General features: G+C 75.8%; 4 protein-coding genes. All 4 read right to left on the bottom strand.

Annotated features, from left to right (window positions below):
- Window positions 1-36: 36 nt before the first annotated feature.
- The gene (locus tag ACGF0D_RS12540) at window positions 37-264 is read right to left on the bottom strand and encodes a hypothetical protein (RefSeq protein WP_392915305.1); all 228 of its coding nucleotides are present in this window, start codon (window positions 262-264) and stop codon (window positions 37-39) included.
- 162 nt (window positions 265-426) lie between these two features.
- Complete coding sequence (ddaH, locus tag ACGF0D_RS12535) at window positions 427-1,239, bottom strand: dimethylargininase (protein WP_392915303.1); 813 nt, start codon at window positions 1,237-1,239, stop codon at window positions 427-429.
- 61 nt (window positions 1,240-1,300) lie between these two features.
- Window positions 1,301-2,599, bottom strand: coding sequence for an MFS transporter (locus ACGF0D_RS12530; RefSeq protein WP_392876490.1), 1,299 nt, complete (start codon window positions 2,597-2,599; stop codon window positions 1,301-1,303).
- 6 nt (window positions 2,600-2,605) lie between these two features.
- Window positions 2,606-15,991, bottom strand: a complete 13,386-nt coding sequence (locus ACGF0D_RS12525) for an amino acid adenylation domain-containing protein (protein ID WP_392915300.1) — start codon at window positions 15,989-15,991, stop codon at window positions 2,606-2,608.
- Window positions 15,992-16,036: the final 45 nt, after the last annotated feature.

Below are 16,036 nucleotides of genomic sequence, written 5' to 3'. Positions count from 1 at the left end.
GCGGGCGGTTTCCTCGCTGAGCTCAGGAGCCGCTGCTCAGGAGCCGGTGCTGTTCCAGTCGCCGGTGCTGCCGTGCCCGGTGCTGGTGGGGGTCGGGGTCGGGGTGGGCATCGCGTCGCCGCTCACCACCGCCGCCGTCCCGCTGTCCACCGTCTGCGCCACGGCCGCCGTGGCGCAGACGCCGGCGCCCAGGGTGAGGGCCACTCCGAGGCCGACCGTGAACAGCCGGAGGCGGGTGCGGGTGGTGGCCGGACGCTGCGTCATCTCTGCTGCTCCCTTGACTCGCTTCCCTGGTGGGAAGGGGTTCCGTCGTGGTGTGGCACCAGTCTGGCCGGGAGCGTTCAACGGCCGATCTACAGCCGAGCACCGGTGATCACCAGGCATCGCCAGGGATCACCGGTGCCCGGCACCGCCCGATCCGGCGGCTCAGGCCGCCGGACGGATCTCCAGGGTGCAGCACTTCACGCTGCCGCCGCCCTTGAGCAGCTCGCTGAGGTCCATCCCGATCGGCCGGAAGCCGCGCTCCCGCAGCCGCGCCGCCAGGCCGACGGCCGCCTCCGGCAGCACCACGTGCAGGCCGTCGCTCACCGCGTTGAGGCCGAACACCTCCGCGTCGGCCCCGTCCACCAGCAGGGCGTCCGGGAACAGCCGGCGCAGGACGGCGCGGCTGCCGGCCGAGAAGGCCTCCGGGTTGTACATGATCTCGTCGCCGTCGAGCACGGCGAGCGCGGTGTCCAGGTGGTAGTAGCGCGGGTCGACCAGCTCCAGACCGACCACCGGCCGGCCGAAGAACTCCTGGGCCTCCGCGTGCCCGTCGGCCACGCTGCGAAAGCCCCGCCCGGCCAGCACGTAGCCGGCGGTCAGCAGGAGGTCCCCCTCGCCCTCGTTGACGTGCTCCGGATCGCGGGTCTCGAAGCCCCGGGCGCGGAACCACTCCAGGTACGCCGGGCCCTCGGCGGCCCGCTCGGCGTCGCGGAAGCGCGCGCCGAGCACCCTGCCGTCCACCACGGTGGCGCCGTTGGCCGCGTACACCATGTCGGGCAGGCCGGGCAGCGGGTCGATCAGGTCGACCCGGTGGCCGAGTTCGCCGTAGAGGGCGTACAGCCGCTCCCACTGGGCGACGGCGAGGTCGGTGTCCACCGGCTTGGCCGGGTCCATCCACGGGTTGATCGCGTAGCTGACCTCGAAGTGGGTCGGACGGCACATCAGGTAGTGGCGCGGACGGGCGGTGCGGGTCATCGGGGCCTCCGGGTGAGGGCAGGTGGGGCGGGAGGTGAGGCGGGGAGGTGGGGTGGCGCGGTCAGGCGGCGGGGGCCGACGGCCGGGTCGGGAAGTCGCGCAGGCCGCGCAGCGGGCTGGCCAGCAGCACCCCGCCGGCCGAGAGCAGCACGCCCGCCATCAGCCAGATGGTGCCGCGCGCGCCGATCGTCTCGCCGAGCCAGCCACCGAGCAGGGCGCCCACCGGGATCGCGCTGTAGTTGAGGGTCGCGGAGCTGGCCCGGACCCGGCCGATCAGCTCGGGCGGGCAGTAGGCCTGGGAGAAGCTGCCGGCCAGGACGTTGCCCGCCACCACGCCGCACACCGCGACAGCCCAGGCGAGCGCGCTGACCACGAGCGGCAGCCGCTCCCCCGCCAGCGGCAGCAGCAGGATGAAGGGCGCGACCACCAGCTCGCAGACCAGCAGCCCGCGCGCGGTGCCCAGCCGGCGGGCGATCCGCCCGGCCAGCATCGCGCCGGCCAGCCCGCCGACGCTCACCAGCGCGAACACCGCACCGACCGCGCCCGGTTCGATCCCCACGCTGCGCACCAGGAAGACCGTCTGCACCGCCTGGATGCCGTTCAGCCCCAGGTTGCCGACCGCCGCGAAGCAGGCGAACGTGCGCAGGTACGGGTCACGCAGCAGGAACCGGACGCCCTCGCCGATCTCGCGCGGGATGCCGCGCCGCTCGGACACCGGCGGGGGGCGCTCCTCCGTCCTGATCCGCCGCAGGAAGACCGCCGACACCAGGTAGCTGAGCGAGTCGGCGAGCATCCCGCTGGCGGCGCCGAGGGCCTGGGCGAGCAGACCGGCCACGCCCGGGCCAGCGATCTCCGCCGCCGACGCCCCGGAGCGCAGCTTGACGTTGGCCTCCAGCAGGTCGGCCTTCGCCACCAGGGTGGGCAGCACCGCCCCGTAGGCGGTGGAGAAGAACACCTTCACCGCCCCGGTCAGCAGCGCCACCACCACCAGCTGGGCGAGCGAGAGCGCCCCCAGCCAGGCGGCCACCGGGACGCTGCCGAAGAGGACGAGCAGCAGCAGGTCGCAGACCAGCATCACCCGCAGCCGGGGCCAGCGGTCCACCCAGGCGCCGGCCGGCAGGCCGAGGAACAGCCAGGGCAGCCAGGCGGCGGCGTTGACCACGCCCACCGCGAGCGGGCCGGCGCCCAGGGTGACCACGGCCACCAGGGACAGCGCCACGCTCCCGACGGCCGTACCGAGGGTGCTGGTGGTCTCGCCGATCCAGAGCCGGCGGAAGTCCCCGTGGGCCCACAGGCCCCAGCGGCCGCGCGGGCCGTCCGGCGGGGCGGCCGGGGACTCGATCGGGACGGTGGTGGTCATCGCGGGTCACGCTCCCGGCTTCTCGGTGGGCAGGTTCTCGGACGGCTTCTCGGTGGCGGGCTTCTCGGACGGCGCGTCGGACGGCTTCTCGACGGCGTGCAGCTTCTCTGCCAGCACGGCGGCGATCCGTGCGAGCGGTTGCGGCCGGGTCAGCTCGCCGTGCGCGCAGTCGAGGCGGTGGCCGTCGATCCGGCCGTCCAGGTACGGCCGCCAGGCCTGCTCGTACGGCCAGTCGGCGGGCTTGCCGGTGGTCGCCCCGAAGAAGACGGCGTCCCCCGGGTAGCGGGCGGGCACGTGCTCGGCCATCAGCTTGCGGTGCCGGTCGAAGACCTCCGGCAGCACCGCCACCGCGTCGCCGAGCACGGCCCGCAGATCGGCCAGGCCCCGGCCGTCCGCCGGGTCGTAGCCGAGCGAGTGCAGCAACTCGGCCAGGCTGTCGGCGGTTTCGACGGGCGGCGGGGCGTCGTCGGTGCGGGTCGCCGGGGCGCCGTCGAGCAGGGCCAGCAGCCCGACCTCGGCGCCCTCGGCCCGCAGCCGCACGGCCATCTCCTGCGCGACCACCGCGCCGAAGGACCACCCCAGCAGGTGGTACGGGCCGTCGGGGCGCACCGCGCGGATCTGCCGCACGTAGTCCTCGGCGATCTCGGCGACGCTCGCCGGTGCCTCGCCGCGCAGGCCCCGGGCCTGGAGGCCGTACACCGGCTGCTCGGGGCCGAGGTGGCGCAGCAGCCCGGAGTAGACCCAGCTGATGCCGGCCGCCGGGTGGACGCAGAACAGCGGGGGCCGGTCGCCGCCGGCGCGCAGCGGCAGCAGGACGTCCAGGGCGTCGGCCGCCGGGCCGTGGTCGGGGCTCCGGTCGAGGTGCCGGGCGAGGCCGGCCACGGTGGGTGCCTCGAACAGCGCCCGCATGCCGGGGTCGGCGCCGAGGGCGGTGCGGACGCGGGCGAGCAGCTTCATGGCGAGCAGCGAGTGGCCGCCGAGGTCGAAGAAGTCGTCGTCGATTCCGACCGTCTCCAGGCCGAGGGTCTCGGCGAACAGCGCGCAGAGCAGCTCCTCCTCGGGGGTGCGGGCGGCGCGACCGCCGGTGAGCGGCCCGAAGTCCGGTGCGGGCAGCGCCGTCCGGTCGAGCTTGCCGGTGCCGGTGAGGGGCAGGGCGGCCAGCGGGACGACGGCGGCGGGCAGCATGTAGCCGGGCAGGTGGCCGGCGGCGAAGGCGCGCAGCTCGGCCGGGTCGAGCGGGCCGTCGGTGACGACGTACGCGACCAGGCGCAGCCCGTCCTGGTCGGGCAGGACGGCGGCCTGGTGCACCCGCGGGTGGCGCGTCAGCACGTGCTCGATCTCGCCGAGTTCGATCCGGAAGCCGCGGATCTTCACCTGGTGGTCGGTGCGGCCCAGGTACTCCACACCGCCCTCGCGGGTGCGGCGGGCGAGGTCCCCGGTGCGGTACATCCGCGCGCCGTCCGGCTCGAAGGGGCAGGCGACGAAGCGCTCCGCCGTCAGGCCCGGCCGGTCGAGGTAGCCGCGGGCCAGCCCGGCGCCGGCCAGGTACAACTCCCCCGGCACGCCCGGCGGGACGGGGTTGAGGAACTCGTCCAGGACGTACGCCCGCACCCCGGGGATCGGGCCGCCGAGGCCGGGGCGCTTCGCGGCGGCGACGGGCTGGCCGAGGGTGTAGACGGTGGCCTCGGTCGGGCCGTACAGGTTGTGGGCGACGGTGTCCGGTGCCTCGCGCAGGGTGGTCCAGAGCTGCTGTCCGACGGCTTCGCCGCCGAGCACCAGCACGGACGGTGCGGCCTCCTCCAGCAGGCCCTCCGCCAGGAGTTGCTCGGCGTAGGAGGGGGTGAGGTCCATGGCGCCGATGCCGGTGGCGCGGACGTGCCGGACCAGGGCGGCCGGGTCGCGGCGCAGCTCGTCGCCGATCAGGTGCAGCTCGTGCCCGGCGAACATCCAGAGCAGGCTCTCCAGCGATCCGTCGAAGGACAGCGAGGCGGTGAGCGCGGCGCGCAGTCGGCCGTGCGCGGCCTCGGCGGGGGCGACCACCCCCGCCAGGTGGGCGGCCAGCCGCGCGGCGATGCTCCCGTGCGGGACGACGACGCCCTTGGGGCGGCCGGTGGATCCTGAGGTGTAGATCAGGTAGGCGGCGTTGTCGGCCGAGGCGCGCGGAGCCGGGTCGGTGTCCGGTCCGGTGGCCTCGGTGACGGCCAGGACGGGGGTGACGGCCAGCGCGGGGGTGCCGGCCAGGGCCTCGGGCTTCGGCCAGCCGTCGTCGGTGAGGACGAGGGCGGGGGCCGCGTCGGCGAGGGTGCGGGCGGTGCGGTCGGCGGGGTGGTCGGCGTCCAGCGGCAGGTAGGCGCCGCCGGCCTTGAGCACGGCCAGGATCGCGATCACGCTCTCGGCGGAGCGGGGCAGGGCGAGGGCGACGACGGACTCGGGGCCGACGCCCCGCCCGATCAGGTGGTGGGCGAGGCGGTTGGCGCGGGCGTTGAGCTCGGCGAAGGTCAGCGTGGTGTCGCCGCAGACCAGCGCGACGGCCTCCGGGGTGCGGGCGCTCTGGGCCGCGAAGGCGGCCGGGAGCAGCGGGACTTCGGCCGGCAGGGCGGCCCCGGCGGTCGGGAGCGCGGCGCGCTCCTCGGCCGGGAGCAGCTCGATCCGGCCGATCGGCAGCTCCGGATCGGCGGCCACCGCCGCCAGCAGCCGGCCGAAGCAGACGGCGATCGCCTCGACCGTCTCGCGGTCGAAGAGGTCGGTGGCGAAGTCGATCGCGCACTCCAGGCCGGCGGGCGCGCCGTCGGGGTCGAAGGACTCGCCGAGGCCGACGCTCAGGTCGAACTTGGCGACCGTCCCGGCGGAGGACTCCACGGAGGCGTCCAGTCCGGCCGGGGCGAGCGGCGCGGAGTCGCCCGACCGGCCCTCCAGCAGCAGCGCCACCTGGAAGAGCGGGTGGCGGGCCAGCGAGCGGGCCGGGTTCAGCTCCTCGACCAGGCGCTCGAAGGGCACGTCCTGGTGGGCGTGGGCGTCGAGTTGGGTCTCCCGGACGCGGGCGAGCAGCTCGGTGAAGCTCGGGTTGCCGGAGGTTTCGGTGCGCAGCACCAGGGTGTTGACGAAGAAGCCGACCAGGTCGTCCAGCGCCTCGTCGCTGCGCCCGGCCACCACCGAGCCGATCGGGATGTCGGTGCCGGCGCCGAGGCGGGTGAGCAGGGCGGCGAGCGCGGCCTGCACGGTCATGAACATCGTCACCCGGTGTTCGCGGGACAACTCGCCGAGCGCGCGGTGGAGTTCGGCGCCGTAGGGCACGACGACCCGCTCGCCGCGGTGGGTGGCGGCGGCGCGGCGCGGCCGGTCGACGGGCAGCGACAGTTCCTCGGGCAGGCCGGCCAGCTTCTCGCGCCAGTGGGCGAGTTGGCGGGAGATCAGGCTCTGCGGGTCGTCCTCCTCGCCGAGCAGCTCGCGCTGCCAGAGCGCGTAGTCGGCGTACTGGACGGGCAGTGGCGCCCACTGCGGGGCCGTACCGCCGGTGCGGGCCGCGTAGGCGGTGGCGAGGTCGCGCAGCAGCGGGCCCATCGACCAGCCGTCCCCGGCGATGTGGTGCAGGACGAGGGCGAGCAGGTGCTCGCCGGGCCCGGCGGGGATGAGGTGGGCGCGGACGGGCAGGTCGGCGGCCAGGTCGAAGGGCAGGGCCGTGCGGCTCTCGGGGTCGGTGCCGGGCGGCAGTTGCTCGACCCGGACGCGGGCCTGCCCGGCGGGCAGGATCCGCTGGTACGGGGTGCCGTCCTCGCTCTCGCCGATCAGGGTGCGCAGGCTCTCGTGCCGGGCGACGACGTCGCCGAGCGCCAGTTCCAGTGCGTCCGGGTCCAACTCCCCTGCCACGCGCAGCAGGAGGGGCAGGTTGTAGAGGGCGCTGGGGCCCTCCATCCGGTCGATCAGCCACAGCCGCTGCTGGGCGGAGGACAGCGGCACCCGCTCGGGCCGCTCGCGGTCGGCGGTCAGCGCCGCCCGCCGCGGGCCGGCGCCCAGCCGAACGGCCAGCCCGGCCACGGTCGGTACCTCGAAGACGTCCCGGATCGCCAGTTCGGCTCCGAGTGCGGACCGCACCCGGCTGAGCAGCTTCATGGCGAGCAGCGAGTGGCCGCCGAGGTCGAAGAAGTCGTCGTCGATGCCGACCGTCTCCAGGCCGAGCACCTCCGCGAACAGCCCGCAGAGGATCTCCTCCTGCGGCGTGCGGGCGGCGCGACCGGCCGACAGCGCGGCGAAGTCCGGCGCGGGGAGCGCCCGGTGGTCGACCTTGCCGCTGCCGGTCAGGGGCAGCGCGTCGAGCAGGACGACGGCGGCCGGCACCATGTAGCCGGGCAGCGTCTCGGCGGCGAACCGCCGCAGTTCGGCGGCGAGTTCGGGCGCGTTCCGGGCCGCCGCGCAGTAGGCGACCAGGCGTTGGTCGCCGGTGTCGCTCTCCCGGACGGTGACCACGGCCTGGCGGACGGCGGGGTGGCGGGCCAACACCTGCTCGATCTCGCCGAGTTCGACGCGGAAGCCGCGGATCTTCACCTGGTGGTCGGTGCGGCCCAGGTACTCCACACCGCCCTCGCGGGTGCGGCGGGCGAGGTCCCCGGTGCGGTACATCCGCGCGCCGTCCGGCTCGAAGGGGCAGGCGACGAAACGCTCCGCCGTCAGGCCCGGCCGGTCGAGGTAGCCGCGGGCCAGCCCGGCACCGGCCAGGTACAGCTCCCCCGGCACGCCCGGCGGAACGGGGTTGAGGAACTCGTCCAGGACATAAGCCCGCACCCCGGCGATGGGGCCGCCGAGACCGGGGCGCTCCACCGCGGCGAACGGCTGGGTCAGCGCGTAGACGGTGGCCTCGGTCGGGCCGTAGAAGTTGTGGCCCGCGGTGTCGGGGTGCTCCCGCAGCCGCTGCCACAGCGCCTGGCCGACGGCCTCCCCGCCGAGCAGCAGGAGGCGTGGCGCGGGTGCGTCCAGCAGCCCCTCCTCGATCAGCTGCTCGGTGTAGGACGGGGTGATGTGCAGGGCGTCGATGCCGGCCTCGGCCGTGTGCCGGACCAGGGCGGCCGGTTCGCGGCGCAGCTCGTCGCCGATCAGGTGCAGCTCGTGCCCGGCGAACATCCAGAGCACGGGCTCCAGGGAGGCGTCGAAGCAGAGCGAGGCGGTGAGCGCGATCCGCTGCCGGCCGTGGGCCTCCTCGACGCCCCGGATCAGGGCGGCGCGGTGGGCGGCCAGCAGGGCGGCGACGGCGCCGTGCGGGACGACGACGCCCTTGGGGCGGCCGGTGGATCCCGAGGTGTAGATGACGTAGGCGGCGTCGCCCGGGTCGACGGCGCTCCACTGCGGGTCGCCGGTGTCGCCTTCCGGAAGGCCGGCGACGTCCAGGGTGGTCAGGCCGGTCAGCACCTCGGGCAGCGGCCAGCGGTCGTCGGTGAGGGCGAGGGCCGGGCGGGCGTCGGCGAGCATGTGGGCGGTGCGCTCGGCCGGGTACTCGGCGTCCAGCGGCAGGTAGGCCGCCCCGGCCTTGAGCACGGCGAGCATGGCGACCACCGTCTCCGCCGAGCGGGGCAGGGCGAGGGCGACGACGGACTCCCGTCCGGCGCCCGCGGCCCGCAGGCGGCGGGCGAGGCGGTCGGCGCGGTCGTTCAGCTCGGCGAAGGTCAGCCGGGTGTCGCCGCAGACCAGTGCGACGGCCTCCGGGGTGCGGGCGGCCTGGGCCGCGAAGGCGGCCGGGAGCAGCGGGACTTCGGCCGGCAGGGCGCCGCCGGCGGTCGGGAGCGCGGCCAGCTCCTCGGCCGGGAGCAGCTCGATCCGGCCGATCGGCAGCTCCGGATCGGCCGTCACCGCCGCCAGCAGCCGGCCGAAGCGGACGGCGACCGCCTCGACCGTCTCTCGGTCGAAGAGGTCGGTGGCGAAGTCGAGGGCGCAGTCGATCCCGGCGGGCTCGCCGTCGGGGCCGAAGGACTCCTCGGCGATCAGGCTGAGGTCGAACTTGGCGGAGCCGGTGCCCGCCCCGAGCGGCTCGACCCGCAGGCCCGCCGTCGACGGCTCGGCCCGCTCGTTGCTCTGGAGCACCAGCATGACCTGGAACAGCGGGTGGCGGGCCAGTGAGCGGGCCGGCTTGAGCTCCTCGACCAGGCGCTCGAACGGCGTGTCCTGGTGGGCGTAGGCGCCGAGGGCGGTCTCCCGGGCGCGGCCGAGGAGTTCGGCGAAGCTCGGGTTGCCGGAGGTTTCGGTGCGCAGCACCAGGGTGTTGACGAAGAAGCCGACCAGGTCGTCCAGCGCCTCGTCGGAGCGCCCGGCGACGACCGAGCCGATCGGGACGTCGGTGCCCGCGCCGAGGCGGGTGAGCAGGGCGGCGAGCGCGGCCTGCACCGTCATGAACAGGGTGACCCGGTGCTCGCGGGACAGGGCGAGCAGTTCGCGGTGGCGCCGCGCGTCGAGGGTGAGCGCCACCCGGTCGCCGCGGTGGGAGGCGACGGGCGGGCGGGGGCGGTCCAGCGGCAGCGTGGCCTCGTCCGGGAGGTCGGCCAGGGTGTCGCGCCAGTAGGCGAGTTGGCGGGTGGCCAGGCTCCGCGGGTCCGCCTCGTCGCCGAGCAGCTCGCGCTGCCAGAGCGCGTAGTCGGCGTACTGGACGGGCAGCGGCGTCCACTGCGGGGCCGCACCGCCGGCGCGGGCGGTGTAGGCGGTGGTGAGGTCGCGGACCAGCGGGCCGAGGGACCAGCCGTCGCTGGCGATGTGGTGCAGTGCCAGCACCAGCACGTGCTCCTCCGGCGAGACCCGCAACAGGGTGGCGCGCAGAGGCAGTTCGGTGCGCAGGTCGAAGGCGTGGCGGCACAGATCGGCCACGGCGGCGGCCACCTCGACGGCCGGGCAGGCGCGCGCGTCGAGGGGGGCGACGGCCTCGCCGGCCGGGAGGATCCGCTGGTACGGGGTGCCGTCCTCGCTCTCGCCGATCAGGGTGCGCAGGCTCTCGTGCCGGGCGAGGAGGTCGCCGAGCGCCGACTCCAGTGCGGCGGCGTCCAGTTCGCCCGCCAGGCGAAGGGCCAGCGGCGCGTTGTAGAGGGCACTGGGGCCCTCCATCCGGTCGATCAGCCACAGCCGCTGCTGGGCGAAGGACAGCGGCACCCGCTCGGGCCGCTCACCGCTTCCGCTCAGCGCCGCCCGCCGCGGACCGGCGCCCAGCCGGCCGGCCAGCCCGGCCACGTTCGGCGTCTCGAAGACGTCCCGGATGCCCAGTTCGGCTCCGAGTGCGGACCGCACCCGACTGAGCAGCTTGGTGGCGAGCAGGGAGTGGCCGCCGAGGTCGAAGAAGTCGTCGTCGATGCCGACCGTCTCCAGGCCGAGCACCTCCGCGAACAGGCCGCAGAGGATCTCCTCCTGCGGCGTGCGGGCGGCGCGGCCGGCCGACAGCGCGGCGAAGTCCGGCGCGGGGAGGGCGGTGCGGTCCAGCTTGCCGTTGGCGTTCAGCGGCAGCGCGTCCAGCGGCACGATAGCGGCGGGCAGCATGTAGCCGGGCAGGGTCCGGGCGGCGGTGGCGCGCAGGTCGGCCGGGTCGAGCGGGCCGTCGGTGACGACGTACGCGACCAGGCGCAGCGCGTCCTCGTCGGGCAGGACGGCGGCCTGGAGCACCCGGGGGTGGGCGGTCAGGGCGCGTTCGATCTCGCCGAGTTCGATCCGGAAGCCGCGGATCTTCACCTGGTGGTCGGTGCGGCCGAGGTACTCCAGCTCCCCGTCGCGGGTGCGGCGGGCGAGGTCCCCGGTGCGGTACATCCGGGCGCCCGGCTCGAAGGGGCAGGCGACGAAGCGTTCCGCCGTCAGGCCCGGGCGGTCGAGGTAGCCGCGGGCCAGCCCGGCGCCGGCCAGGTACAGCTCCCCCGGCACCCCGGTCGGGACGGGGTTGAGGTACTCGTCCAGGAGGTAGCCGCGGGTGCCGGCGACGGTGCGGCCGAGGACGGGCCGTCCGGTGGCGGCCAGCGGGTGGGTGAGGGCGTCGACGGTGCACTCCGTCGGGCCGTAGAGGTTGTGGGCGGCGGTGCCCGGCGCCTCGCGCAGCCGGGTCCAGAGCGCCTGGCCGACGGCCTCGCCGCCGAGCAGCACCAGGGCCGGCGCGGGCTCGTCCAACAGGCCCTCCTCGAGCAGCTGCTCGGCGTAGGAGGGGGTCACCTCCAGGACGCCGATCAGCTGTTCGCGCACGTGGCGGACCAGGGCCCGGGCGTCGCGCCGCACGTCGCCGCCGATCAGGTGCAGCTCGTGCCCGGCGACCAGCCAGAGCAGGCCGTCCCAGGAGGCGTCGAAGCAGAGCGAGGCGGTGAGGGCAACCCGCTGCCGTGCGGTGCCGGCCATCACTCCGGTGCGGTGGGCGGCCAGCAGGGCGGCGATGCCGCCGTGCGGGACGACGACGCCCTTGGGGCGGCCGGTGGATCCTGAGGTGAAGATGACGTAGGCGGCGTCGGCCGCGCCGGACCGCGGCGCCGGGTCCGTCTCCGGGCCGGGCTCCGCTACGGCGAGGTCGAGCGCGGGGTGTCCGTCGAGCGCCTCGGGCAGCGGCCAGCGGTCGTCGGTGAGCACCAGCGCCGGGCGGGCCTCGGCCAGCATGTGGGCGGTGCGCTCGGCCGGGTGGTCGGCGTCCAGCGGCAGGTAGGCGCCGCCGGCCTTGAGCACGGCCAGGATGGCCACCACCGTCTCCGCCGAGCGCGGCAGCGCCAGCGCCACCACGCGCTCGGGGCCGACGCCCTGGGTGATCAGCCGGTGGGCGAGGCGGTTGGCCCGGGTGTTCAGCTCGGCGAAGGTCAGCCGGGTGTCGCCGCAGACCAGCGCGACGGCGTCCGGGGTGCGGGCGGCCTGCGCCTCGAAGGCGGCGGGCACCAGGGGTACCCGTTCGGGCAGCGGCGTGTGGTCGCCCGCGGCCGCGGACCGCTCCGCGGCGGGCAGGACGTCCAGTTCGGCGACGGACCGCCGGGGGTCCTCGGCGACCTGACGGAGGATCAGGTCGAGTGCGGTGGCGAGCCGTTCGGCGGTCTCGCGGTCGAACAGGTCGGTGGCGTACTCCAGGACGCCGGCCAGGCCCCCGGCGGCGCCGTCGGCGCCCTGCCGTTCGACCAGGCGCAGGGTGAGGTCGAAGGTGGCCGTCCCGAAGTCGACCGGCTCCTCCGTCACCGTCACGCCGGGCAGGTCCGGGCCGTCCTCGACGGCGCCCGCGAAGGCGAGCATCACCTGGAACAGCGGATGGCAGGCGGTCGACCGGGTCGGGTTCAGCTCCTCCACCAGCCGCTCGAAGGGCACGTCCTGGTGGGCGTGGGCGGCCAGGTCGGTCTCCCGGACGCGGGCCAGCAGCTCGGCGAAGGCCGGACGGCCGGCGAGGTCGGTGCGCAGCACCAGGGTGCCGGCGAAGAAGCCGACCAGCTCCTGCACGGCCTCGTCGAGGCGCCCGGCCAGCGGGGTGCCGATCGGCAGGTCGGTGCCGGCGCCGAAGCGGTGCAGCAGGGTGGCGTACGCGGCCTGGAGGACCATGAAGAGGGTCACGCCGTGCTCGGCGGCGAGCGCGGTGAGCCGGGCGTGCAGGTCGGCGTCGAACTCCAGCGGGACGACCGCGCCACGGTGGGAGGCGACCGGCGGGCGGGGGCGGTCCAGCGGCAGCGGCAGCTCCTCCGGGGCGCCGGCCAAGGTCTCGCTCCAGTGGGCGAGTTGGCGGGAGAGCAGGCTCTGCGGGTCCTCCTCGGAGCCGAGCAGCTCGTGCTGCCAGAGCGCGTGGTCGGCGTACTGGACGGGCAGCGGCGCCCAGCGCGGGGCGTCGCCGGCCAGGCGGGCCCGGTAGGCCTCGGCGAGGTCGCGGTAGAGCGGGCCCAGCGAGGCGCCGTCCCCGGCGATGTGGTGGACGACCAGGACCAGCACGTGTTCCTCGGCGCCCTCGGGCCGCAGGTAGGCGTGCACCGGGAGGTCGGTGGCGAGGTCGAAGGTGTGGCCGGCGAGCTCGTCGGTCGGGCGGTCGGTGACGGTGAGCAGGGCGGCGGTGGGGGCGTCGAGGACGCGCTGGTACGGGGTGCCGTCCTGCTCGCCGATGACGGTGCGCAGGGCCTCGTGCCGGTGGACGACGTCGCCGAGGGCGGCCGTCAGGGCGGTGGGGTCGAGCGGGCCGCTCAGCCGCAGGGCGAGGGTCACGTTGTAGGTGGCCGAGGGGCCGTCGGCCCGGTCGAGGAACCACAGGCGGCGCTGGGCGAAGGAGAGCGGCACCCGCTCGGGCCGGACGGCGGGGCGCAGCGCCGGGCGGGCCGGGGCGGGGGTGTCGGCCGCGCGCTCGGCGATCCGGTCGGTGAGCCCGGCGACGGTGGGCGCCTGGAAGAGGTCGCCGATGGCGAGTTCGACGCCGAGTTCGGCGCGGGCCCGGCCGACCAGGCGGGTGGCGAGCAGGGAGTGGCCGCCGAGGGCGAAGAAGTCGTCGTCGATGGTGATGTCGTCGATGCCGAGGAGGTCGCCGAAGAGTTCGCAGAGCACCCGTTCGCGCTCGTCGCGGGCGGCGCGCCCGGTGTCGTCGGCGGCGAGGTCGGGGGCGGGCAGGGCCCGGCGGTCGACCTTGCCGTTGGCGTTGAGCGGCAGCGCGTCCAGCAGGACGACCACGGCGGGGACCATGTAGCCGGGCAGCACGGTGCCGGCGAAGGCGCGCAGTTCGGCCGGGGTGAGCGTGGCCTCGGCGGTGCAGTAGGCGACCAGCCGGGTGTCGCCGGGGCGGTCCTCGCGGGCGATCACGATGACCTGGCGGACGGCCGGGTGGCGGGAGAGCGCCGCCTCGATCTCGCCGAGTTCGATCCGGAAGCCGCGCAGCTTGACCTGGCCGTCGATCCGGCCGAGGAACTCCACGGCGCCGTCGGCGCGCAGCCGTACCAGGTCCCCGGTGCGGTACATCCGCTCGCCGGGCCCGTACGGGCAGGCGACGAAGCGCTCGGCGGTCAGGCCGGGCCGGCCGAGGTAGCCGCGGGCCAGGCCGGCGCCGGCGAGGTACAGCTCGCCGGGGACGCCGGGCGGGACGGGGCGCAGCCGGGCGTCCAGGACGTAGCTGCGCATGTTGTCCATCGGGCCGCCGATCGGCACCCGGGGGCCTTCGAGGTCGGCGGGGGCGAGCGGATGGTGGGTGGCGAAGGTGGTGGTCTCGGTGGGCCCGTAGACGTGGGCGAGCAGCAGGTCGGGGCAGGCTTCCAGGACGCGCCGCATCAGCACGCCGGAGGCGGCCTCGCCGCCGGTGCAGACGACGCGCAGGGCGGCGAAGGTCTCCGGGGCCTGCTCGGCGACGAGGTCGAACAGGGCCTTGGTGAGGAAGACGGCGGTGACGTCGTGGCGGACGGTGACGGCGTGCAGGGCGGCGGCGTCGAGGGCGCCGGGCGGGGCGACCACGACGGTGCCGCCGGCCAGCAGGGGCGTCCAGATCTCGTAGGTGGCGGCGTCGAAGGCGTGCGGGGAGTGCAGCAGGACGCGCCGGTGCCGGCCGTCCCGCCAGCGGCGGTCGGCGGCGAGGTCGAGGACGTCGCGGTGGCGCACGGCGACGCCCTTGGGGCGGCCGGTGGAGCCGGAGGTGTACATCGCGTAGGCGAGCTGGTCCGGGTGGACGGGCAGGCCGGGGCGGTGGTCGGGGGCGCCGGCCTCGTCGCCGGGGCGGACGACGGCGGCGCCGTGCGGGAAGCCGGGGTCGGCGCGGTCGGTGAGCAGGACGGGGGCGCCGGTGTCGGCGAGCACGCCGGTCATCCGCTCGGGCGGCAGGCCGGGGTGCATGGGGACGTAGTAGCCGCCGGCCTTGAGGACGGCCAGGGTGGCGACGACGACGTCGGCGGAGCGTTCCATCAGCATCGCGACGGGGGTCTCGGGGCCGACGCCGAGGGCGGTCAGGTGGTGGGCGAGGCGGTTGGCGCGGGTGTCGAGTTCGGCGTAGCCGAGGGCGCCGCCGTCGTGGACGAGGGCGGTGGCGTGCGGGGTGCGGTCGGCCTGGGCCTCGAAGGACTCGGCGAGGGTGCCCGACCGGCGGGGGGCGTCGGTGGCGTTCCACTCGGTGAGGATGCGGGCGCGCTCCTCGGGGGCGAGCACGTCGAGGGTGCCGATGGGGGCGTGCGGGTCGGCGGCGGCGCCGGCCAGCAGCCGGCCGAGCCGTTCGGCCAGGGCGGCGACGGTGGCGCGGTCGTAGAGGTCGGCGGAGTACTCGATCGAGCCGGTGAGCCCGGCGGGGGCGCCGTCGGGGCCGTGCCGTTCGGTGATGCCGATGTTGAGGTCGAACTTGGCGACCCGCAGGCCGATCGGCTCGGGGGCGGACTCCAGCCCGGGCAGGGCGAGTTCGGTGTCCTGGCCGTGGTTCTGCAGTACCAGCAGGGTCTGGAACAGCGGGTGGCGGCCGAGCGCCCGGGGCGGGTTGAGCTCCTCGACGACGCGCTCGAAGGGGAGGTCCTGGTGGGCGAAGGCGTCGAGTTGGGCCTCCCGGACCCGTCCGAGCAGTTCGGCGAAGCCCGGGTCGCCGGACGAGTCGACGCGCAGGACCAGGGAGTTCACGAAGAAGCCGACCAGGTCGTCCAGGGCCTCGTCGGAGCGTCCGGCGACGCCGGTGCCCAGCGGGATGTCGGTGCCGGCGCCGAGCCGGGTGAACAGGGCGGCCAGACCGGCCTGGAGGACGGTGAACAGGGTGGTGCGGTGGGTGCGGGCGAGGTCGAGCAGGGCGGTGTGCAGGCCGGCGTCCCAGGCGAGGTCGACGGAGTCGGCGGCGCCGGTGGGGGCGGGCGGGCGGGGGCGGTCGGTCGGCAGCTCCAGTTCCTCCGGAAGCCCGGCCAACGCGGTTCGCCAGTGGTCGAGTTGGCGGGCGAGCAGGCTCTCGGGGTCGTGTTCGTCGCCGAGCAGGTCGCGCTGCCAGAGCGCGTAGTCGGCGTACTGGATCGGCAGTGGTTCCCAGTCGGGGGCGTGGCCGGCGAGCCGGGCCCGGTAGGCCTCGGCGAGGTCGCGCAGCAGCGGGCCGAGCGACCAGCCGTCGCCGGCGATGTGGTGGAGCACGACGAGCAGCACGTGCTCGGTCGGGGCGAGGGTGAACACCGTGACCCGGATGGGCAGTTCGCGGCTCAGGTCGAAGGTCTCGGCGGCCGCGGCGTCCCGGCGGGCCGGGTAGTCGTCCGGTGCGCAGTCCACGGCCAGGAGGCGCGGTTGCGCCTCCTCGGCCGGCAGGATCCGCTGCACCGGGACTCCCCCGGCCACCGGGAACACCGTGCGCAGGGCCTCGTGCCGGGCGACCACGTCCGCCGTCGCGGCGCGCAGCGCGGCGGTGTCGAGCCGGCCGCGCAGACGCAGGGCGAACGGCAGGTTGTACAGCGCGGTCGGCCCCTCGATCTGGTCGATCAGCCAGAGCCGTTGTTGGGCGTACGAAACCGGGATCACGGTGCTTCCTCTACTCGGGTCTGCTCACGGCAACGGCACGGGCTG

Origin of the sequence: Kitasatospora sp. NPDC048298 (assembly GCF_043201465.1) — a bacterium.
Lineage (GTDB): Bacteria > Actinomycetota > Actinomycetes > Streptomycetales > Streptomycetaceae > Kitasatospora.
The sequence above is the reverse complement of the archived record's forward strand: the minus strand, read 5'-3'. Positions and strand labels throughout refer to the sequence as shown.